Source organism: Salibacterium lacus (genome assembly GCF_042684865.1).
Lineage (GTDB): Bacteria > Bacillota > Bacilli > Bacillales > Marinococcaceae > Salibacterium > Salibacterium lacus.
Map to the genome: position 1 here is coordinate 343507 of NZ_JBHUML010000005.1, position 19576 is coordinate 363082.

A 19576-nucleotide genomic window follows, 5' to 3' on the forward strand; every position below is an offset into this window, starting at 1 on the left:
TATTTTATCATAAGAGCTGTAAGATCAAATATACTTTCCAATCGTAAGGATGACGAACAAATGCCTCTTCGTGTACTATCCGCCTATGCAGCAGCGATTATTCTATGGGCTTCCGCGTTTCCAGCTATACGCGTGGGATTGGAATCGTTTGACCCGTTCCATTTATCGATGCTACGGCTGCTGATTGGTTCCACCGCCCTGGTCATCGCTGCCGCAGTCACCAAAATGAAACTTCCGGAACGAAAAGACCTTCCCGCCATTTTGATGCTCGGATTCCTGGGCTTTTCCGTCTATCACACGTTTCTTAGTATCGGAGAAAAAACCGTCAGTGCCGGAGCAGCGAGTTTCCTCGTATCGACCACGCCGCTCCTTTCCGCGCTGCTTGCCAGGCTTTTCTTAAAAGAAACCTTTGGTACATACGGATGGACCGGTTCTGTCACGGCATTATTCGGAGTATTTCTTATCTCTCTCGATGCATGGGGAAGTTTTACCTTAGAATGGGGGGTGCTGATGATTGTAACAGCGGCTCTGGGGGAGAGTGTTTATTTTGTGCTGCAATCGAACTATCTGACGAAGTATGGATTCATCCCATTTACGACGTACACCATCTGGGCCGGAACCCTCTTCATGCTGGTTTCCGCCCCCGGCGCCGCGGAAGCTGTGCAGCAGGCCTCCATGGAAAGTTTACTCACCGTTTTGTATCTCGGACTGTTCCCAACCGTGATTCCTTACTTCGCCATCGCATACGCCACATCAAAACAAGGCGCATCGGAAGCCACCAGTTCCTTGTACCTCACCCCTGTCCTGGCCACCATCATCTCCTGGGTGTGGATAGGCGAAACGCCCGCCCTTCTATCGATCGCGGGCGGTGTGATCGTTTTAGCCGGTGTTTCCCTTGCCGGTTTGTACAAAGAGAAAAACAAAAGATGATTCATCAATGATTCAAGCTTTATCTGAAACTGCATCGCCATGCTCCTGGTCGTATTTGCGTGCACCGGCTACCAATAGGATGATTCCTGCAATAAGAAAAGGAGGGTAAAGATAAAAGATAGTAAATGCCGCAAATGCATTATGGGCATGTAATGCATACATAACGGCAATCGTCCAACCAAGAAACGGACCTATCAAAAATATAAGACAAATCCCCCACGACAACCATTTCCTCTATGTTCGAATAAAAAGGACGCACTATTCAATTAGCGCGTCCATTTCTGGAGGAATTCTTTTAATTGTCTAAAGTCTTTAGTAAAGTGTAAAAATACGTTGCGTCACCCGTATTAAAGTAGTTATACCATGCCTCAAGGGTGTCTTCAGCAAATACATCTAATTTCTCTAATACTATTCCAGCGAAAAGTAAACCACCTGCTGAACTGCCTGTAATCAACTCACCATCCGCAATTGCTTTCACGTCTTTATAATATTGCTGCCCATTATAATTTGAAGATACCATGTTAAGGTATTCAAGACTATTGCTGGTGTGAATACGTCCGTCCAATACTCCGGCTTCGGCAAGAGCAGTTGTCGCCCCACATATTGCAGCAACGATTGCCCCACATTCTAACAATTCCACCGCCTTTTCAATAATCGGAGTATGCTTTTGATCATCCCAAGTATCTGCTCCTGGTAACAATAAAACTGCGGAAGGCTCAGCAATAATTTCATCAACAGTTATGTCAGGCGCAACTGTTAACCCCCCCATTGTGGTTATGGGGTCCTTTGTAGAGCCCACAGTTTTCACTGAAACATGGGGACTTTGCTTTTTAAAGTATCTCCCGGAGTGCAGTTCGGCCGTCACATATCCAAGTTCCCAATCTGATAAAGTTTCCAACACGTAATAGTAAACGTTAAACATGATATCCCCTTCCTGGACAACCACTGTCAAATGCATTTCTTATTCCGTTCTTGCGCCCTTTAACAGACTAAGAACAACGTTGGTCGCTGCCCTTACTTTATAAACCTTTTTTAATCTTCAACATGGAATTAGCGTTTACCTGAAATTCATATGATACTTTAATTTCTTCAACGGAACATCCATTATTAGTAAGGTGATCCAGCAACGTATCTAAATGCCTATATCTTTTCCCTTCCAAATCAACTAAGGGAAAAATGCGGATTTCCTCTTTAGAAACTCTTAATAACTCATTTATTGTTTCGATATGAAATGGATAATCTAATCGGTCCGCATACATAAATAAAAAGTGAGCGGAAAGAAGAACATCAAACTCTCCATCTTTAAACGGCATGGAAGGTAAGGTGACGGGAACGTATCGTTCGCCAAAGTTCCTCATATCATTAGAACATTCCTCTAATGCGCTTAAGCGGTATCTTCTAAGGCCATCTATGTCTTTGAAATAGTCCCAAATATAATTCTTTTTTGCTTTTTTCATGTGTTCCATCGCATGTTCGATATCTTGTAGTCCTTTATTTTCAAGTTCTTCTCCTGCATGATCGTATGCAATATCACATGCAGTGACATCTAATCCATTTTTTTGTCCCATTGCAGTAAAAGAACATGCTCCTGCAGGACAATCAAGTATTCTTTTTCCTCTCAGTTCTTCCACCGAAAGAGAAAACATATCCAAATACTCTTCGTAGGTTCTCCCAATAAAAACGATTTTCTCTAAGTCTAACTTTGTACTCTGCTCAACTCTGCTCATCTATACTCACCTCTATTCAAGATTATACTCATAGTAGCATAAGCATCGTCCTAAAAACACCCATCCTTGAATGAGGGAATAGAGAAATCAGAAAACCGCAGGGCGGCATGAATTATTGCATGAGACGGATGAGTTTAATAATTTCTTTATCCTCCCCGGGGTTGATTCTTATTGTTTCTGTATTGTCGATAATCTCTGTATAAACTTCTCTGCCGGCGGGATTCTTACCGTCCCAGCGTAACGGCACATTATACTTATTAATCGTGCCGTCCCCATTACTGCTGTAGGTAACGGATCCGTCCACCAGGCGGGCTCCCGATAACTGCACCACATCTTCCGGGTACACCGCGCTCGTTTCATCGTCAGGGTTCAACGGCTCCCCCGATGAAATATGCTGGACGTACAAAGCCTCTATCTCCTGATTCGCGCCCAGCTGCCGCCACACGCGGGCGTATTCGATTTCTTCCGAAGAAAACTCCGACAGGGCATCGTCTTCTTCCCTCTCAGGCTGTTCGGCAGCTTCTTCCGCTGCATCCATAGAAGCTTCTGCATCAACATTCTCTGATTCTGCGGCGGCCGGCTCCTGCTGCTCTGTTGTTTCGTTATTATCTTCGTTCTCATTGCTGCTTCCTGCCTCGTCGCTGCATGCCATAAGCAGGAATGCCGTTGGAAGCAGGATCGTTCCTGCTATGACTAATTTTCTCATTTCCATACACCTCGTCCTGATTTGTGCTGGTTTATCGTTGACCACTCAGTCCCTTCAGGTATCTTTCAAAGGAATAAACGACTCAATTCAACATAGCCAGAAGAAGGAGAAGAATGATAAGCCAGCTTCTTTTACTCAGGTCCTTAATCTTTGTCTTAATCCTTTCATTTCCTATTTTAACATATCCTCCCTTAACTTTTTGAATTTCTTTATCATGAGGTTCTTTCATTAAGCCGCCTCCTCCATAAACATAGACCACAGCATCAATACACCATCTTCCACTTACAATTATTTCAAACTTTTCTCTTTGGAACAATAAGATATTCCATCTCATACTGCATGGACAATGGGCAACTGCCGATGTATCTGATCCTTACTTCTTCGGAAAAGGGGAAAATCCGAAGAGATACTCCAACTAAAGCTACTGTTCTTTACGGCGCCTTTTACCATAACAAAACATAGGTGCCCCCTCCACTTTTAACGGATGGGGCACCTATGTTTTTGATCTGTGAGACGTTATTCTTCTACTTTCGACAGTTCGATGATTTCGCATTGATACTCTTCATTTAATTGCCATATAAGTCCATGATTCATCCAAAACGCACCGGTGGCCGTTGTACCATCAGAGGAGTAATAGCGAGCGTTTTCGTCCAGACCTTTTACCTTCACCTGAACCGGATGAGGACCGAAAGATAAGCCATTTTCCAACAGGAATACAACAGAACGACTGCCATCTTCACTCACGTACTGCATGATTTCCGTTTCTTTCTTTGGATGAGTTGCCGTCAAGCGGTAAGCAAGGCCTTCCTGAATCACCGGCCGGATGTGTTTGTAAAAAGTAATCCAGCGGTCGGCCTCTTCCTTTTCTTCCTTCGTCCATTCATGCAGATTCCCACCAATACCAAGACCGCCCATCATAGCGGAATGAAACCGGTATTTCAACGGAACCGTGCGCTGATTCAGCCAGTTAGGGGCATCGGTGACCCAGCACATCATGGTTTTCTGGTGATAGGCGTAGGAACACCCGCGCTGAATGGAAAGCCGGTCCCGGGCATCGGTGTTATCGCTGGTCCAGAACTGGTCCGTCCGCTGCAGAACACCGAGATCAATGCGGCCGCCTCCTCCGGAACAGGTTTCCACCAGCACGTGCGGATACGCATTCTTAATGTAGTCAAACACGTCATAAAGGCCTTCGACATGTTCATGCCATAACTGCTTTTGCTCCTGCACACCCGCGCCTATCCGGCCAACTTCAGACAACGAGCGGTTCATGTCCCATTTAATAAAGGAAATATCATGGCTTCCCAGGAGCTTGTCGAGCATATTTTTGACATAAGTACGTACATCTTCCCGGCCGAACTGAAGCACCAATTGATTGCGGGCTGTCGTCTGATCCTTTGTCGCAAAATGATACACCCACTCCGGATGCTCCTGGAACAAGCGGCTGTCTTCGTTCACCATTTCCGGCTCCAGCCAGATACCAAAATCCATCCCCTTTTCTTTGACATAGGAAATCAATGGATCGAGGCCGTTCGGAAATTTATCCTGATTCACTTCCCAGTCTCCAAGACTGGATTGATCCGAGTTTCGTTTACCAAACCATCCGTCGTCCACAACGAAACGTTCACACCCTATAGCTGCTGCTTCATCTGCCAATGCTTTTTGGTTTTCTTCAGAAACATCAAAGTACGTGGCTTCCCAGGAGTTATATAACACTTTTCGTTCTGCTTCCCTGTGCAGCTCCGGCATTATATGTTTCCTCTGAAAACGGTGCGCCTGATGGCTCATACCCGTAAAGCCTTTCGAGGTATACCCGAGATAAAACACCGGTGTTTGAAACGACTCCCCCGATTGAAGCACCTTCATAAAATCAAAATCATTAATGCCTCCGCACACATGAATAAATCCATGGGCATCCTTTTCTACATGAAGATCCCAGTTTCCGGAATAAGCGAGGTGGCCGAACCAGACATCTCCACTGTCTTCTCCAGCTCCTTGATCAATCGCAAACCACGGGTTCGCGTGGTGGGACGTGTTTCCGCGGCGGCTGTCGATCGTTTTCCTTCCTTCCCGGATCTTTTCCTGAATAAGCTGAAACTCCCCCACCCATTTCCCTGCAAGATGGGAGAGGTTATACCACGCGGCAGGCGGCAGAGAAACCTGCATGGAACGGGCCGCTTCTATATATAATGCTTCTCCTTTTATGTTTGTAATGGTCTGACTTCTGGCAATCATGTCATCCTGTTCAAAGACATCATACGTTACGTCCACTTGATACCTGCCGAGGGAATCCTGGAGCTTGATAACAACCTGCTGCTTCCCTGAATCTTCGGCGCCTATATCCAGACCGGCATATTCCCACTTAAACCCTCGTTCTCCCGATGCAGAAGATGCTTTAAGAGTGGGTTCTGTATATACCATTTCTCCCCACGGAATATAATCATACCCCATCACCCCGCGCGTTGCCTCAAAAGAGGAGGGAGAAAAGACAATGGACTGCAGCGCCTCGTAATCCGCTTTTTCCGGAAGCTTTTCCCCCCAATAGACATGTTGCAGGTGACCATGTTTATGAATATCAATAACATACGCCGTCTCTTTGGTTTCCAGTACCAGACGCTGTTCGTTCTTTAACTGAAAAATACCCATTTGCTCCACTCCCCATTTAATTTTCGCGATGTTGCACCAGCAGCATACTCCCGAGAGCCGGAAGCACCATCCGCTCCTGAAAATATTCACCTGTTGCTGGTTCCGTCCACGTTCCAGGTGGGAGTGTTATTTCACCGGCTTTTTCTGTATCGTGATTCATGATAGAAATAAAATCCTCCGACTTTCCTTCACGGCGGACCATCTCCACGTTCTTCGGTGTCTCCATTACTGATACACCAGCATCTTCAAACATATCGCGGTACAGCGTGTAAAGGAAATCCGTATTTACTCCGCATCCAATATAATAAACCTTTCCTTCTCCAACGCTGTGTTTCGTAATAGCTGCCCGCTCATCCACCCATCCGTCCCGGTAAACGGCAAGCGTTTCCGCTGTATCAGGTACCAAATAATCACACCATACGTGTGCCTCCGCTTTTTCACCTGCTACAGCCCCTTTTACTCCTTCAATAACAGCACTATTATTCTCACGGATCGATTCGTATTCATGTATTTCCGCTCCAACCAGTGCAGCAAGAGACCCTGGAAGTGTCTTTTCCGTCACAATATTATCAGCGTCTTTCACCCCGGTCCGATACGTAAATACAACTGTTCCGCCGGAGCGGACGTAATATTCGAGCTTCTCCTGAAATCCAGGCTTTGTCAAAAAGTAGAGCGGAACAATGATCAGGCGGTACCTGGAGATATCTGCATCCTCCCGGATCATATCCACCGGTACGTTCCACGCGAAAGCCGGCTCATAAAACCGCAACGCTTCCTGCGCATAATCAAACTGATCGGACTGAGGCTGAATCTTCCATGCCCATTCGTTTTCCGGATCGTGGTAAAAGCCGATGTCAGCCGTTACCTCCGCTGCTATCCAGCGGTCTCCGACTGTTTCCAGAGACTCTATCACTTCTTTTGTTTCATCAAACTTTCGGCGCGGAACACCGTCATGGTCCAAAATCCCGTGACAAAACTGCTCCGTCCCAAACCGTGCTGCACGCCAGCGAAAATAAACAATCGCCTCTGCCCCACGGGAAATCGCCTGGTACGTCCACAGCTTCAAATGCCCGGGGCGCGGGAGGTAGCCGATTTGACTCCAGCCCTGGGCACCGGACAGCTGTTCCATGACCCAGTAGCCGGTTCCCTGTTTTGTACCACGGCACAAATCAAGCTGGCGGGCTATTGCGGCCGGAGGTATCGGCTCCGCCAGCCCTCCCCAGACCGGATAATTATCAAACGAAATGAAGTCCAGGCTCTCTGCCATTTTTTTCTGATCCAGGGCCAGACCGGAATAGACAAAATTATGTGTGATAAACTGAGAATCAGGAATCCAGGTACGAAGCGCATTCACCTGTAATTGATTATAGAAGTCGTAAGCATCCGCACAGAACCGATCAAAATCCAGCAGCAGGCTTGGATTGTGTTCCTGATAGACCGGAAGAGGAACAGGGATCTGCTCCCAGCTGGTGTACACCTGGCTCCAGAATACCGTTCCCCATCGTTTATTCATGTTCTCCAACGTGCCGTACTTTCTTTCAAGCCACTCCCGGAATGCACGCGCGTCTTCCTCCCCGTAACTTCTGTCGGAAGCTTCATGACCGTATTCATTATCCACCTGCCAGCCTATAAGGGCAGGATGATGACGAAAATGCCGTCCCATCGCTTCTACAATCTGACGGGTCTTCTCTTGATAGGTTCGGCTGTTCACCGTGTAATGGCGTCTGGCACCAAAAGAAACGGTTCTGCCGCTTTTATCGACCGGCAGAATATCCGGATACGCTTCGACCATCCACGCCGGCGGAGTTGCAGTCGGTGTACCCAGTACTACAGCAATACCAGCTTCATCAAAACGATCCATCACATCGTCAAAGAGGCTGAAATCATAACTCCCTTCTTCCGGCTCCATGAGAGACCAGCCGAATTCTGCCATCCGGACGACATTGATCCCCAGTGTCTTCATTAACTGTATATCTTTATCCCATTGCGTCGCCGGCCACTGCTCTGGATAGTAATCGACTCCTATATACACATTCAACCCCCTGTAAACGGACCTGAAACCCCTGCGTTTTTTTACGATTGGCGGAGCTGCAGGTCGCTATTTAAATAAACTTTCTTCGGAACCTTTCGCTCTTCCTGAATCCGCTCAAGCACAAGATCTACTGCCGTTTCCCCCATGAGCTCCGTATAAATTTTAACGGAACTGAGAGGAGGAAAGAGATATTTGGAAACCGTGATATCATTGATTCCGATCAGGCTGACGTCATCAGGAACGTTTAAACCCGATTCATGCAGGGCACGCAGACAACCGACAGCCATCGGATCATTCGCTACATAAAAGGCACCCGGGAGCTCTTCTCCCAGCGTGCGTATTGCTTTTTCCATCTGCTGGTACCCGGAGTCTACGGAAAAATCGGCGACAAAAATGAATTTCTCCTGGAGCAGACCAAGTTCAGCCATATAAGATCTGTAATACCGCTCCCTTAAATCTGTCATCGGTTCTGTTGTATCTTTGAATGTTTCATAGCCGCCGATAAACCCAATTTCTTTATATCCCTGTTTCACGTAGTGATCGATAATCATCTTAGAAATACGCTCGAAATCTACCAACACAGCGTCGGATGCTGTTTCATCGGGATTTGAATCGACAAACACTATCTTTTTCTCCAACCTTTTAAGCGCTTGAACCTGATCTTGATTAAAGTGGCCGACCGCAATAATCCCTTCCACATCTGTTTCAATCTGCTCCAATTCGTCTTCTCCGTATTTCACCAATTTCACATTCGACATGTCGGCTCTTTTTTCAATACCAAAGCGGATAGCCATGTAATAGATATCATCGAGTTCTTCCTGATCATCCACCCAATGCAGAAAAGCAATGGTACGAACCTCCGTCTTTTTTCCACGGACTTTTTGATAGGACAGTTCTTCTGCCGCTTCAAATATTCGTTTCTTCGTCGTATCTGCCACGGATAGAGCTTTATCATAGTTCAGTACTCTTGATACGGTGGAGGGAGATACTCCTGCTCGGTCTGCTATTTCCTTGATCGTGGCCATGTTTTCTCCTTTCCATGCATCAGCATTTACCCGAGATCCGGCTCCGAAACAAGGGAAACCGATGGTGTGGAATGTCCCTCAAGTTCCAGGACCTGTATTTTATTATCTCCCTTCTGGAGCAACGGACCTGGAAGATACAAGGTCTTTTGAGGACCTATTTCCCAGTAGCGCCCCAGGTTGAACCCATTAATCAGGACATTTCCCTTTTTCCATCCATCTAACCGGACAAAGGTGTCAGCCGGGGTCTCCACGGAAAAGCTCCCTTCAAAAAATTTAGGGAACCGTTCATCTTTCTGATGGTGAAAGTCCAGCACGGGATCTTCCAGCTCAATGGAGTACATGTCCCAGTCAAACGTGTACCTGTTTCCAATCCACACGTTTTGAATAAGCCCTTTTCTCTCGGATAAATACTTTCCATAATTGACTCTTCCCATATTCTCTATAAAGATTTCGAAGGTGTTGCTCTCCTCTGGAAAAAAGAGATCCACCACTTTTTTTGTATCGTTTCGGTAGTACGTATATTGATACACTCCGTTAATATAGAGAAAGGCGCGGTCCTGCATCGCATCCAGCTCTACCGAAAACATCCCTTTCCCTTCAAACGTCGTGCGGTAAAGGACAAATCCGTAAGACTGATCCAATTCTTCCATCGTTAATGGAGTGACGTTCTCTCTCCTGGCAGCAATGCTGGGAAGGGTGTCAAACAGACTCACGGACTGGGACAGTTCGACCTTACGTTCCGAAAGCCGGGCAGGTTTTTCTTCGGGAATCTTTTCGATGTCCTGTCCTTCTTCCGCCAGGATACGCTGTACCGTTCTGAATTTTTCCGTGACCTCTCCGGACTCGGTCAGCAACGCATCATAATCGTAGCTCGTAATCGTTGGTTCATATGTGTCATAGTGATTGGCCCCGTTGTAAAATTGAAAATTAGTCCCGCCGTGAAACATGTAAACATTCATGGATGCGCCCAGGTTCAGCATCCGTTTCAATACATCGCCGGTGCTTGCCGCATCACGTGTATGATGCGGGTAGCCCCACGCGTCAAACCAGCCGATCCAGTATTCCATACACATGCGGGGTTCACCGGGTTTCCACTCTTCCAGTTCCTGAAACGCTTCGTCGGGCCGGGAGCCGAAGTTTAACGTCGTCCACTCGTCACGAAGGGAACCCGGTTTGATCATATCCGGGCCGTCTGACGTAAACAGCAGCTCCCGTATGCCATGCTCATGATACATGCGGCGGATGGCTTCTAAATACGCTTTGTCATCCCCGTATGCTCCGTACTCATTCTCTATTTGAAAGGCAATCACCGGGCCTCCCTCTGAGTACTGATATGTCTTGAGTACCGGAAGCAGATGATCATAATACTCCTTCAAATGGGATAAAAACACCGGATCCGAGCAGCGGAAGCGCAGATCAGGATCTTTCAGCAGCCATGCGGGAAGGCCGCCCATCTCCCATTCTGCGCAAATATAAGGCGAAGGACGTAAAATCACATACAGTCCAATCTCCTGCGCCAGCTGCATGAATCTTTCTACATTACGCATCCCTTCCAAGGTGAACCTTCCTTTTTTCGGCTCGTGAAAGTTCCACGGAATGTACGTCTCCACTGTATTGAATCCGCCTGCTTTTAACTTTTCCAGACGATCCCGCCAGTGTCCCTCTACGATGCGGAAGTAATGAATGCTTCCGGAAATGATGCGCACCGGTTTCCCGTCTAAATACAAACTTCCTTCTTTTGTTTCAAGCATGTGTCAAACACCCTTCCTACTTCACAGCACTTCCCAGCATGCCGGAAATAAAATGCTTCTGCAGTATAAGAAATACAATAATAATTGGAACTGTAGCTAAAGAGATTCCCATCATCATCTGGCCGTAGTCCGTATAGGAAACCCCGTTCAACGTAGACAGCGCTACCGGGAAGGTATACATTTCCTCCGAACGTATAGCGACAAGCGGCCACATAAAGTTATTCCACTGATACATAAACAAAAAGATAGACGTTGCCGCAAGAGCCGGCTTCATAGATGGAAGAACAATCTTTAAAAAGATTTTAAACTCGTGCGCTCCATCCAACCGGGCGGATTCAAGCAGCGAATCCGGAAAGGCTAAAAAGTTCTGCCGCATGAGAAAAATAGCAAACGGATAGCACAACTGCGGCGCGATCAGCGCGAAATACGTATCCAACAAACCGTAAGCAGCCATCATTTGAAACAACGGAATAATCGTCGCCTGGTATGGAATCATCATAGAAAGGATCATGATAATAAAAATCGTGTTCTGCCCTTTAAACCTGAATTTTGCAAAGGCATAGGCAGCCGCCGTACTCACAATGAGCGCAATCACTACGTACATCCCTGCTACAAAAAGGGAATTGAACATGACACGCCAGATCCCCACTGAATTATTCAGATTCACCAGATTCTCCATGAACTGACCACCGAACGTGAGGGTAGGCGGACTTGAAATCATTTTATCCGATGTATTCGTCGAGCCGACAATCATCCAATAAAACGGGAAAACGGAAATAATCAAAAATACGGTTAACAGCGTATACATTCCCAGTTTTGCCAGCAATCGCTGTTTAGTAGTGGACTGTTTCATGATTTATCCCCCGTAATTTTAAATTGGCCGTATGAAAGGATTGCTACTAAAACAACCACAACATACGCTACAGCACTGCCATAGCTGAAATCAAAGTACTCAAAACCGTTTTCATAAATGTACAGGCCTAGTGTCATGGTTGAATTTCCCGGACCGCCGCCTGTCAGGTTAAACGGTTCATCAAAAAGCTGCAGCGTTCCGATCGTTGAAAGAATCCCTGCAAAAAGAATAATAGGTTTTAAACTTGGAACCGTAATAGAAAAGAACTGGCGGATTTTCCCCGCCCCATCAATGGAAGCAGCTTCATACATTTCTTCAGGAACATTCTGTAATCCCGCCAGGAAAATGATCATGTTGTATCCGACCCAGCGCCACGTCATCGCCAGTACTATCGAAAATTTTGCCCACGCGGAATCAGACAACCACGGAACCCCGTTCAATCCGATGAAACGGAGCAGTTCATTAAACAGCCCGTTATCCTGCATCATGATAGAAAATAAAAGCGAATAGGCGACAAGAGAAGTGACCGCCGGCAGGAAAAATGAAACCCTGAACAGTGCCTTCAACCTAAGCAATTGACTATTCAGCACACTGGCAAGAATCAGTGCCAGTATAAGCATGAGCGGCACCTGTAAAATAAATATAATGAAGGTATTGGACAATGCCGTCCAAAAAATACTGTCATTTAAAAGACGTGTATAGTTGGACAGTCCTGCAAACGTATACGTCCCATTTTCCTGTTGGTGAAAACTTAAATAAAGAGAAGCAATAATCGGATACGCCGTAAAGATTAAAAATAATATTACTGCAGGTGCAATAAAATAATACGGAGCTTTTGTCTGTTTCATCATTCACCCAGCCTTTTGCGCAGATTGTGAAATGGAAGAGAATAAAGGGCAGGAATTCACGCCCTTTATTCTCTAATCTCTTAATTGTTAATCCGGTTCGAAAGACGGTCTTGCGCACTTTCAAGCGCTTGTTCTACATCCGTCCCTTCAGCTGCTTCAGACTGGGCTGTTTCCGCCTCATCACGAGCCAGACTGTAGTCACCGGTATAGTTAGCCGGTGGAATCTCATCCATCATGCCGGCAAACGTTTCCCAAATCTGCTGATCGTTGAAATAAGGAACGGACTCGGTAAACGCCTCTTCATCGTAAATCGTATTCAGCGAAGGAAACAGACCACCTTCCATTGCTGTCAGCTGTACATCTTCAGAGGTAGAAAAGAATTCCATAAATTCATACGCCAGGTCCGGGTTCTCTGTATCAGCATTAATCATAAAGTTACTTCCCCCAAGGTTCGCGGCCCGATTGCCACCTTCTTCAAAGGCAGGCAGAGGGAATACACCCCAATTTCCTTCCAGATCCGGCGCCTGTTCTGTCAACGAACCCGAAAGCCACGCTCCGCTTGGTGCCGTAGCAACCTCCCCGGAAGCCAAGCCGCCAAGCCAGGCATCCCAGCCGACTAAATTCTCATTCAACCCTTCTTCATCAAGCGTCTGAACAACTTCCATCGCCCGAACGGATTCCTCCGATGTTAAATTGATGTTATCTTCCTCATCAAAATAGAACGTTCCCTGCTGATTCAGCATCATGCGGTAAACACCATCATCATTATTAATATCGATTCCTGTCATCGCCACATCAAGTTCATCACGCAGAACGTGCCCTGCTTCGATAAAATCATCCCACGTTTCGATCTCATCCGCGTTAATCCCAGCTTCTTCAAACAAATCCGTCCGGTAGAAAACCCCGCCCGGACCCGCATCAAAAGGAACGCCGTAGGTGCTTCCATCTAAAGTGAGCAGCTCGTTCTTAAATTCAGGAAACTTATCACTATGCGCTTCTTGAAATCCATACTCATCTAAAGCAAGAAAAGCATCTGAAAAATTATTCAAATATCCCTGCACGCGATCGTCTTCAATCAGCATAATATCCGGAAGACCTTCCCCTTGCGCCTGAAGCCCTGTGGTGATTTGTTCGTAAACATCAGGAGTACCCTGCTCCCTGATATCCAGTTCAAATCCCGGATTCTCTTCCGCGAACCGTTCCGCTGCTTCTTCCATCACAGGGATGTTTATATTCCATGCCCAGGCCGTCAGTGTCTTCGTAGAATCGCCGCCATCCCCATCAGAACTCGAACCTTCGCCGCCATTCCCACTGCAGGCCCCAAGAACCATCGCCGATGTCGATAAAGCCAGTATTAATTTTTTCAAATTACATCCTCCCCCTTACAATAATGAAAGCCCTTTCAACTATTATAGTAAACACATTGCGTAAATATGTCAATTAAATTTAGTAAATGTTTTATTTTATTTTTTACCTTGTCCACTCTGCATCACTTCCACGGACAAAAAAATGGATGAAACCACAACATTAGTGGCTTCATCCATCTCAGGAGTTTTATTGTGTTTATGATCCGTCAGGAAGCTCGTTATCACAGGAAGCGTGCAGACCGGCGTGGTGTACTGGTTTTACAACCTTCTCGTCCACGCCGGTGGACGGGGGCAACGTGCAGACTATTACCGGGAACGCCATGTTCACAGACCGCACAGCAGACGGATTTTTCCTCGACCCCTTCAGCCGAGCCCCCGCTTTTCGCACATCGCTGGGCTTTCCGGTCGGTATTTTCGCTTGCGATGAATCAGAAGGAGCCGTAATCAGAGTAAGTATCGGATACTCCGCCTTTCTTGTCGGTCCGCCGATTCTGGGGTTATTTGGAGAAGTCATGGGGCTGCTGCCTGCTTTTGTTTTTGTCCTTGTCGGACTCTTCCTGGCTGGGATCGCTTCTTCGTCTGTAAAAAAACGGCTTGAATAAGTCCTGCCGGCTTTACGGAACAGCTTCATGACGTATCAGCTATGCCAGGCCTGCTTGTGTGTTACTTTTCTTAATAAACCAGCGACCCATCATCAAATTTTCTTTCTCGGGGTTCTATGGTATACTTTTAGAAAAGCCGGCATATACTAGTACCATTTCTAATGAAGGTGGTATCAGCATGTGCAGAGATGAGGAGGATAAGTCTTTGTCCATCCCAACAATCAAGCCGATGAAAGTTAACTTTGACAGTGAAGAAGAACGTCAAAATTTTATTGACTGGGCGGAAGGAAAAAATAAAAAAGAACCTGAAAACATGGAAGAAGTCCGCAAAGGTGTGAAAAAAGCAAGAGAAATGAGAAAATGCGGTAATTTTAACGTCTAATGCATCTTGATCTCATTTCTAATATGCCAGCTGACACCGTTCAATCCTTTTCTTGTTCAAGCCCCAATAATTTTATAGAATCATTTTTAAAAGAAAATGCCCTCAGCTATCATCAGCAAAACCTTGCCAAAACGCATACTGTTCAGAATGACAGCGGCCATTTTATTGGCTTTTTCACCTTGTTTTCTGACTATATCCCCATACCAAAATCTAAATTAAAAAAAGAAGACTGGACAGTGCAATCAATTATAGGAAAGCAAATGTACCCAGCCATCAGAATTCATGCGATAGGCATTGATCATGCCTTTCAAGGAAACAATCACGGGAAGTGGCTAATGTATATCGCACTTGATATATGCAGAGAAATCTCTGAGTCTGTGGGAGTGGTGTTTGTATCCGTTGAATCCTTCACAAATACTATCGATTTTTATAAAAAGTGTGGATTTACCTATTTAAACAGAATGAGCCGGGATCTTCATAATATGGTTCTGAAGATTGATGATCTAAAAGACAACACCACTTTATAAATTGTAAAGCTGCCACTACGGGCAACCTTTTTTGTTTGCATACTTCTATACTTTATCTTGCAATCTTCTTAACTTCTATTTTTCACTAAACAATTAGTGAAAATCAGTTCTTGCAACCATTTTTTTCACATGTGATTCTAGCACTTGTATTAACCCAATGGCTTAAATGCTCTCTAGTATTACTTCCACAACCAGTTGTACCACCTTTTGATCCACTGTGCACAATTCCAGTAGGTTCATGTTTAACCGGCATATTTTCACCTCCATAATACAAGATTAGATATTTTTAACCTATTTCCCTAAAAAGCAACATGTAAACAATCTTTTACAAATCTTCAACATGTGAATTTAAGCGTTTAGACTACTTCTGCTTTTAAACCTATAAATTAAATCTGTGACTGCCGTTCATACACCCGCTTCATCATCTCGAGCATCATCATTTCCTTGAACTCGTCATCATCCATAATCTTGGAAAAAATGTTTTGGTCTTTATCCATACGTTCAATCCATTTGTTGATGAACTCTTTCTCGAAAGCGTACTGATAGTTGTCCATGGAGTTGGAACGGGCCTTCTGGGCCAGGTCCATATCGTTATACATTTCTTCCTCCACGGCTTCCATGGAAAGGCGGTCACTATCATCAAAATCTGTCGCGAAGCGTTCGTTTAAACGTTCGATGATAGAAGATAGATTATCCTTGTCGTCTTCGGACTTTTTGCTGCCGGATGCGACGTGGCCGCCTACAGCATAGTCTCCTCCGCTTTCCAGTGTAATCATACCTTCCTGCTGTTTCTGCAGCCGGTAGAAAGCCAGTTCCACTTCATTGCTGTCGATATGAAAGGTTTCGCGGTCTCCGTTGTCACGCTGGATTTTCTTGAGAAAGAAACGCCCAAAAGTGTGGAGCTTGTGCAGATCCAGATCCTGAAATGGAATGATCTGGGACAGGAAAGAATATAAACGTACAAACTTATTCAGTTGATCGCGGAAAAGTTCCTGTTCTTCTTCCGTTTTTTGATCAAAGCGTTCCACCGCTGGATCCAGCAGCCCGTGCAGACGGCGCTGATCCACCACCCGTTCAATATTAAAGTCCGGCTTGAAATAAAGCTGGCAGAAAGCATCTACTTCCGAATCTGTATACACCTGAGCTTCCTCAAGATCATCCACGAGATCATAAAGCATGTTAGGATCTGTTGTTTCATCGATCATTGTTTTTTCATAATACGGCTGAAACGCTTCCTGTATATCTTCCGCTTTATTGGCGAAATCCAGCACAAACGTATCTTCTTTTCCCGGGCATGTCCTGTTCAACCGGGACAAGGTCTGAATAGCTTTCACACCATGTAATTTTTTGTCGACATACATCGTGTGAAGTAGGGGTTGATCGAAACCGGTCTGGAACTTTTCAGCCACAATCATAACTTCGAATTCTTCTTCAAACCGGCGCGGCACTTCACTTTCCGGGAATTGATTCATTCCGGCTTCGGTATATTCCTGCGCGTATTCATCCTGAACCGTGCCGGAAAAGGCGACAAGCGGTTTGACATCTGTATATCCTTTTTCCCGGATGTATTTTTCAAACGCTTCTTTATAACGGACAGCATGTAGTCGGGACGACGTGACGACCATTGCTTTGGCATTTCCCTGAATTTTGTGCTGGGTGATGCGGCGGAAATGTTCAATCATGACTTCCGCTTTTTGAGAAATATTATGCGGGTGAAGGCTGACAAATCGAGCAATAGCCCGGGAAGCTTTTTTCTTATCCACTTCCGGATCATCTTCTATCTGCCTGGACAGATGGAAAAAGGTTTCATAGGTTGTGTAGTTTTCAAGAACATCCAGTATGAATCCTTCTTCTATGGCCTGGCGCATCGAGTACAGATGAAACGGTTCGGGAAGCTGCTCCACGTCTCTTGGTGTACCAAACATTTCAAGTGTTTTCTTTTTAGGTGTAGCCGTAAACAGCCGTAAACGCATAAAAACTTAAATGGCTCTGTTTCCCATGAGCCTGCATCGTCCGCAGCATTTCATCTTCAGCGTCCCGCTCCGATGGATCTTTTTCTTCCGCCTGTTCCAAACCGTTTGCACTCAGCACTTCTTTCATCGATTTGGCTGATTCACCCGTCTGGGAGCTGTGAGCCTCATCAATAATGACAGCGTAGCGGCTTCCTTTCAGATTTTCTGCTTTGTCCAGGATGTAAGGGAATTTCTGCAGCGTCGTAATAATAATTCTGGTGCCGGCTTCCAATGCACGCGCCAGTTCCTTGGAGTGGTTTTCAATTTTTGCAACGACACCCTGCTTGTGTTCAAACTGATAAATCTTATCCTGCAGCTGCCGGTCAAGCACTTTTCGATCGGTAATAACGATGACAGAATCAAACAAGGGATGATCCGTCTCATCATGCAGATTGGACAGACGGTACGACAGCCAGGCGATGGAATTCGATTTGCCGCTTCCTGCCGAATGCTGCACAAGGTAATTGGTGTCTAATCAAAACGAGTGAGGATGTGAAAGGGATGCTGGCAATGCCTGATATTAAGCATATCAAAAACTTACGAAATGAAAAATCCTTTTCTATTAATGCCATTACAAAACGAACTGGGATCAGCTGGATAACAGCCAAAAAATATGCCGATCAAGACCACCTTCCTTCGGAAGCTACTCCCCGAAAACGAGGAATGATGTACGATGAGAAATGGGGAGAAATCGTTTCAGACTGGTTATTTGAAGACCGAGCTTTACAGAAGAAGTTAAGAAGAAATAATAAAGGAATCTATTTGGACTTGAAAAAAGAAGGATTTCCAGGATCGTACCGAACGGTGTGTCACTTTATTGCCGACTGGAAAGATACGCATGGCCTGGAATCGGAAAATGGCGGAAAAGCGTTCGAGCGATTAAATCATCCTCCTGCGGATGCTCAGGTGGACTTCGGCCTCACCGAGGCCGTTCAGGATGGAAAGTTCAAAGATATTCACTGCTTAATCATGAGTCTTCCTTATAGTAATGGGGGATATGCTGTTCCGCTGCCGAGCGAAAACCAAGAATGTTTTCTCGAGGGACTCAAAACGCTTTTTGAACAGCTTGGCGCTGTGCCACGAAAAATACGAATTGATAACCTGGCTGCAGCTGTCGTCAAAGCGCGGGGAACCCATGGAGAAACAGTATTCACAGAATCTTTTGAACATTTCGCTCTTCACTATGGTTTTGAACCCGAAGCCTGTAATGCCAGGAGAGGAAACGAAAAAGGACATGTGGAGAACAAGGTAGGGTATATACGATATAACTTCTTTACTCCTTCCCCGACTATACGGGATCTTAAGCATCTCCGAGAGATGTTGTGGGACAAGACAAAAAAAGATCAGGAACGATGCCATTATAAGAAAGAGCAGCCCATTGCTGACCTCCTCGCAGAGGAACGAAAATATTGCTTAGCTTTACCTGAAGAGCCTTACCCTGTTTTCAAACAAACGACCGCAAAAGCCAATAAATATGGAGAAATAACCCTGGATAATGAATTAATCCATGTTCCGAATACCCATCATCACAGCTACATTCATTTGATAACATACTGGGATCGATTTACGGTTCTTTCTCCTCACGGAGAAGTACTCGGGGAAGGGTATCGCCCTTACATGAATCATAAGAGAGAGATCCCTTGGCAGCCGATATTGAAAAACTGGTATCAAAAGCCGCGTTCCATTCCCTATTCACGATATTTCAATTATTTGCCCGGACGCATAGCGTCCTATCTAAGTATTGAATCCAAGGAATGGAGAAAAGAACGAGTGAAAAGTATCTTAGCGTTTCTTTCGACTCATACCATGGAAGAAATCAATGAAATGTTTTACGAGTTGATCCCTCATGATAACGCGGAAGAAACAAGCGGGCCCCATCATCCTTACGATGTGAACTGGGATAAATATGATTCCCTTCAACCAGGCCATGTGGCTTCTACAGAGGAGGATCAGCATGAGTGACCGCCTGAAAGAAATGTGCAAATCGCTTCGTTTAGCTTATGTAGCCGACATTTATAAGACAATCCCCTTTGAAGATGAGTACGGCGGACGACTTTTACCACTTATGCCATCTTTTTTACCACCTTTTGCGGATAAATGTACCACTTTATGCGATTCTTTTTACCACTCTTCGAAAAACGGGTGAAACCAGTCTTTTTATGGTTTCA

19 protein-coding genes are annotated in these 19576 nt (G+C 45.5%); 6 read left to right on the forward strand and 13 right to left on the reverse strand.

Annotated elements, in window-relative coordinates; all coding sequences use genetic code 11:
- Nucleotides 1-60 precede the first annotated feature (60 nt).
- Nucleotides 61-930, forward strand: a complete 870-nt coding sequence (locus ACFSUB_RS14880; protein WP_380714049.1) for a DMT family transporter — start codon at nucleotides 61-63, stop codon at nucleotides 928-930.
- A 295-nt stretch (nucleotides 931-1225) separates the two neighbouring features.
- Here the strand turns inward: ACFSUB_RS14880 and ACFSUB_RS14885 are convergent, their stop codons facing one another.
- From ACFSUB_RS14885 to ACFSUB_RS14935, 11 genes are all read right to left on the reverse strand, one after another.
- Nucleotides 1226-1852 carry a DJ-1/PfpI family protein gene (locus ACFSUB_RS14885; protein WP_380714050.1) on the reverse strand — a complete coding sequence of 209 codons (627 nt, stop codon included), beginning with the start codon at nucleotides 1850-1852 and terminating at the stop codon, nucleotides 1226-1228.
- A 97-nt stretch (nucleotides 1853-1949) separates the two neighbouring features.
- Entirely contained in the window at nucleotides 1950-2657 is a 708-nt protein-coding gene (locus ACFSUB_RS14890; protein ID WP_380714051.1) for an SAM-dependent methyltransferase, read from the reverse strand.
- 112 nt (nucleotides 2658-2769) lie between these two features.
- Nucleotides 2770-3363: a hypothetical protein gene (locus ACFSUB_RS14895; RefSeq protein ID WP_380714052.1), complete on the reverse strand. Its 594-nt coding sequence runs from the start codon at nucleotides 3361-3363 to the stop codon at nucleotides 2770-2772.
- Between the two features lie 82 nt (nucleotides 3364-3445).
- Nucleotides 3446-3592 (reverse strand): hypothetical protein, encoded by a 147-nt coding sequence (locus tag ACFSUB_RS14900; protein ID WP_380714053.1) that lies wholly within the window; start codon nucleotides 3590-3592, stop codon nucleotides 3446-3448.
- Nucleotides 3593-3879: 287 nt separating this feature from the next.
- Entirely contained in the window at nucleotides 3880-6009 is a 2130-nt protein-coding gene (locus ACFSUB_RS14905; RefSeq protein WP_380714054.1) for an alpha-galactosidase, read from the reverse strand.
- A 16-nt stretch (nucleotides 6010-6025) separates the two neighbouring features.
- A complete protein-coding gene (locus ACFSUB_RS14910) occupies nucleotides 6026-8041 on the reverse strand; it encodes a beta-galactosidase (protein ID WP_380714055.1) in 2016 nt (671 codons plus the stop codon).
- 41 nt (nucleotides 8042-8082) lie between these two features.
- On the reverse strand, nucleotides 8083-9066 hold the full coding sequence (locus ACFSUB_RS14915) for a LacI family DNA-binding transcriptional regulator (RefSeq protein WP_380714056.1): 984 nt from the start codon (nucleotides 9064-9066) through the stop codon (nucleotides 8083-8085).
- A 26-nt stretch (nucleotides 9067-9092) separates the two neighbouring features.
- A complete protein-coding gene (locus ACFSUB_RS14920) occupies nucleotides 9093-10817 on the reverse strand; it encodes a glycoside hydrolase family 35 protein (protein ID WP_380714057.1) in 1725 nt (574 codons plus the stop codon).
- A 16-nt stretch (nucleotides 10818-10833) separates the two neighbouring features.
- Nucleotides 10834-11670: a carbohydrate ABC transporter permease gene (locus tag ACFSUB_RS14925; protein WP_380714058.1), complete on the reverse strand. Its 837-nt coding sequence runs from the start codon at nucleotides 11668-11670 to the stop codon at nucleotides 10834-10836.
- Nucleotides 11667-12518 carry a carbohydrate ABC transporter permease gene (locus tag ACFSUB_RS14930; protein ID WP_380714262.1) on the reverse strand — a complete coding sequence of 284 codons (852 nt, stop codon included), beginning with the start codon at nucleotides 12516-12518 and terminating at the stop codon, nucleotides 11667-11669. The genes ACFSUB_RS14925 and ACFSUB_RS14930 overlap by 4 nt, the downstream gene beginning before the upstream one ends.
- 80 nt (nucleotides 12519-12598) lie before the next feature.
- Nucleotides 12599-13885 carry an ABC transporter substrate-binding protein gene (locus ACFSUB_RS14935; protein WP_380714060.1) on the reverse strand — a complete coding sequence of 429 codons (1287 nt, stop codon included), beginning with the start codon at nucleotides 13883-13885 and terminating at the stop codon, nucleotides 12599-12601.
- A 296-nt stretch (nucleotides 13886-14181) separates the two neighbouring features.
- On the opposite strand from ACFSUB_RS14935, the gene ACFSUB_RS14940 reads away from it, so the two are divergent.
- The 3 genes from ACFSUB_RS14940 to ACFSUB_RS14950 all read left to right on the forward strand — a co-directional run bounded on the left by ACFSUB_RS14940 (nucleotide 14182) and on the right by ACFSUB_RS14950 (nucleotide 15396).
- A complete protein-coding gene (locus ACFSUB_RS14940; protein ID WP_380714061.1) occupies nucleotides 14182-14487 on the forward strand; it encodes a hypothetical protein in 306 nt (101 codons plus the stop codon).
- A 205-nt stretch (nucleotides 14488-14692) separates the two neighbouring features.
- Nucleotides 14693-14869, forward strand: coding sequence for a hypothetical protein (locus tag ACFSUB_RS14945; protein ID WP_380714062.1), 177 nt, complete (start codon nucleotides 14693-14695; stop codon nucleotides 14867-14869).
- Nucleotides 14869-15396, forward strand: coding sequence for a GNAT family N-acetyltransferase (locus ACFSUB_RS14950; protein WP_380714063.1), 528 nt, complete (start codon nucleotides 14869-14871; stop codon nucleotides 15394-15396). Before ACFSUB_RS14945 ends, ACFSUB_RS14950 begins: the two co-directional genes overlap by 1 nt.
- A 386-nt stretch (nucleotides 15397-15782) precedes the next feature.
- Here the strand turns inward: ACFSUB_RS14950 and ACFSUB_RS14955 are convergent, their stop codons facing one another.
- The gene (locus tag ACFSUB_RS14955) at nucleotides 15783-17321 is read right to left on the reverse strand and encodes a type I restriction enzyme subunit R domain-containing protein (protein WP_380714064.1); all 1539 of its coding nucleotides are present in this window, start codon (nucleotides 17319-17321) and stop codon (nucleotides 15783-15785) included.
- A 16-nt stretch (nucleotides 17322-17337) separates the two neighbouring features.
- Complete coding sequence (locus ACFSUB_RS14960; RefSeq protein ID WP_380714065.1) at nucleotides 17338-17865, reverse strand: DEAD/DEAH box helicase family protein; 528 nt, start codon at nucleotides 17863-17865, stop codon at nucleotides 17338-17340.
- A gap of 44 nt (nucleotides 17866-17909) precedes the next feature.
- On the opposite strand from ACFSUB_RS14960, the gene istA reads away from it, so the two are divergent.
- Both istA and ACFSUB_RS14970 read left to right on the forward strand, forming a co-directional pair.
- Nucleotides 17910-19370, forward strand: a complete 1461-nt coding sequence (istA, locus tag ACFSUB_RS14965; protein WP_380714066.1) for an IS21 family transposase — start codon at nucleotides 17910-17912, stop codon at nucleotides 19368-19370.
- On the forward strand, nucleotides 19363-19554 hold the full coding sequence (locus ACFSUB_RS14970; RefSeq protein WP_380714067.1) for a hypothetical protein: 192 nt from the start codon (nucleotides 19363-19365) through the stop codon (nucleotides 19552-19554). The genes istA and ACFSUB_RS14970 overlap by 8 nt, the downstream gene beginning before the upstream one ends.
- Nucleotides 19555-19576: the final 22 nt, after the last annotated feature.

What these genes read in the sequence shown, in the direction of transcription:
- ACFSUB_RS14880 (WP_380714049.1), top strand. Translation starts at nt 61, where the DNA reads ATGCCTCTTCGTGTACTATCCGCCTATGCAGCAGCGATTATTCTATGG.
- ACFSUB_RS14885 (WP_380714050.1), bottom strand. Translation starts at nt 1,852, where the DNA reads ATGTTTAACGTTTACTATTACGTGTTGGAAACTTTATCAGATTGGGAA.
- ACFSUB_RS14890 (WP_380714051.1), bottom strand. Translation starts at nt 2,657, where the DNA reads ATGAGCAGAGTTGAGCAGAGTACAAAGTTAGACTTAGAGAAAATCGTT.
- ACFSUB_RS14895 (WP_380714052.1), bottom strand. Translation starts at nt 3,363, where the DNA reads ATGAGAAAATTAGTCATAGCAGGAACGATCCTGCTTCCAACGGCATTC.
- ACFSUB_RS14900 (WP_380714053.1), bottom strand. Translation starts at nt 3,592, where the DNA reads ATGAAAGAACCTCATGATAAAGAAATTCAAAAAGTTAAGGGAGGATAT.
- ACFSUB_RS14905 (WP_380714054.1), bottom strand. Translation starts at nt 6,009, where the DNA reads ATGGGTATTTTTCAGTTAAAGAACGAACAGCGTCTGGTACTGGAAACC.
- ACFSUB_RS14915 (WP_380714056.1), bottom strand. Translation starts at nt 9,066, where the DNA reads ATGGCCACGATCAAGGAAATAGCAGACCGAGCAGGAGTATCTCCCTCC.
- ACFSUB_RS14920 (WP_380714057.1), bottom strand. Translation starts at nt 10,817, where the DNA reads ATGCTTGAAACAAAAGAAGGAAGTTTGTATTTAGACGGGAAACCGGTG.
- ACFSUB_RS14925 (WP_380714058.1), bottom strand. Translation starts at nt 11,670, where the DNA reads ATGAAACAGTCCACTACTAAACAGCGATTGCTGGCAAAACTGGGAATG.
- ACFSUB_RS14930 (WP_380714262.1), bottom strand. Translation starts at nt 12,518, where the DNA reads ATGAAACAGACAAAAGCTCCGTATTATTTTATTGCACCTGCAGTAATA.
- ACFSUB_RS14950 (WP_380714063.1), top strand. Translation starts at nt 14,869, where the DNA reads ATGCATCTTGATCTCATTTCTAATATGCCAGCTGACACCGTTCAATCC.
- ACFSUB_RS14955 (WP_380714064.1), bottom strand. Translation starts at nt 17,321, where the DNA reads ATGTTTGGTACACCAAGAGACGTGGAGCAGCTTCCCGAACCGTTTCAT.
- istA (WP_380714066.1), top strand. Translation starts at nt 17,910, where the DNA reads ATGCTGGCAATGCCTGATATTAAGCATATCAAAAACTTACGAAATGAA.
- ACFSUB_RS14970 (WP_380714067.1), top strand. Translation starts at nt 19,363, where the DNA reads ATGAGTGACCGCCTGAAAGAAATGTGCAAATCGCTTCGTTTAGCTTAT.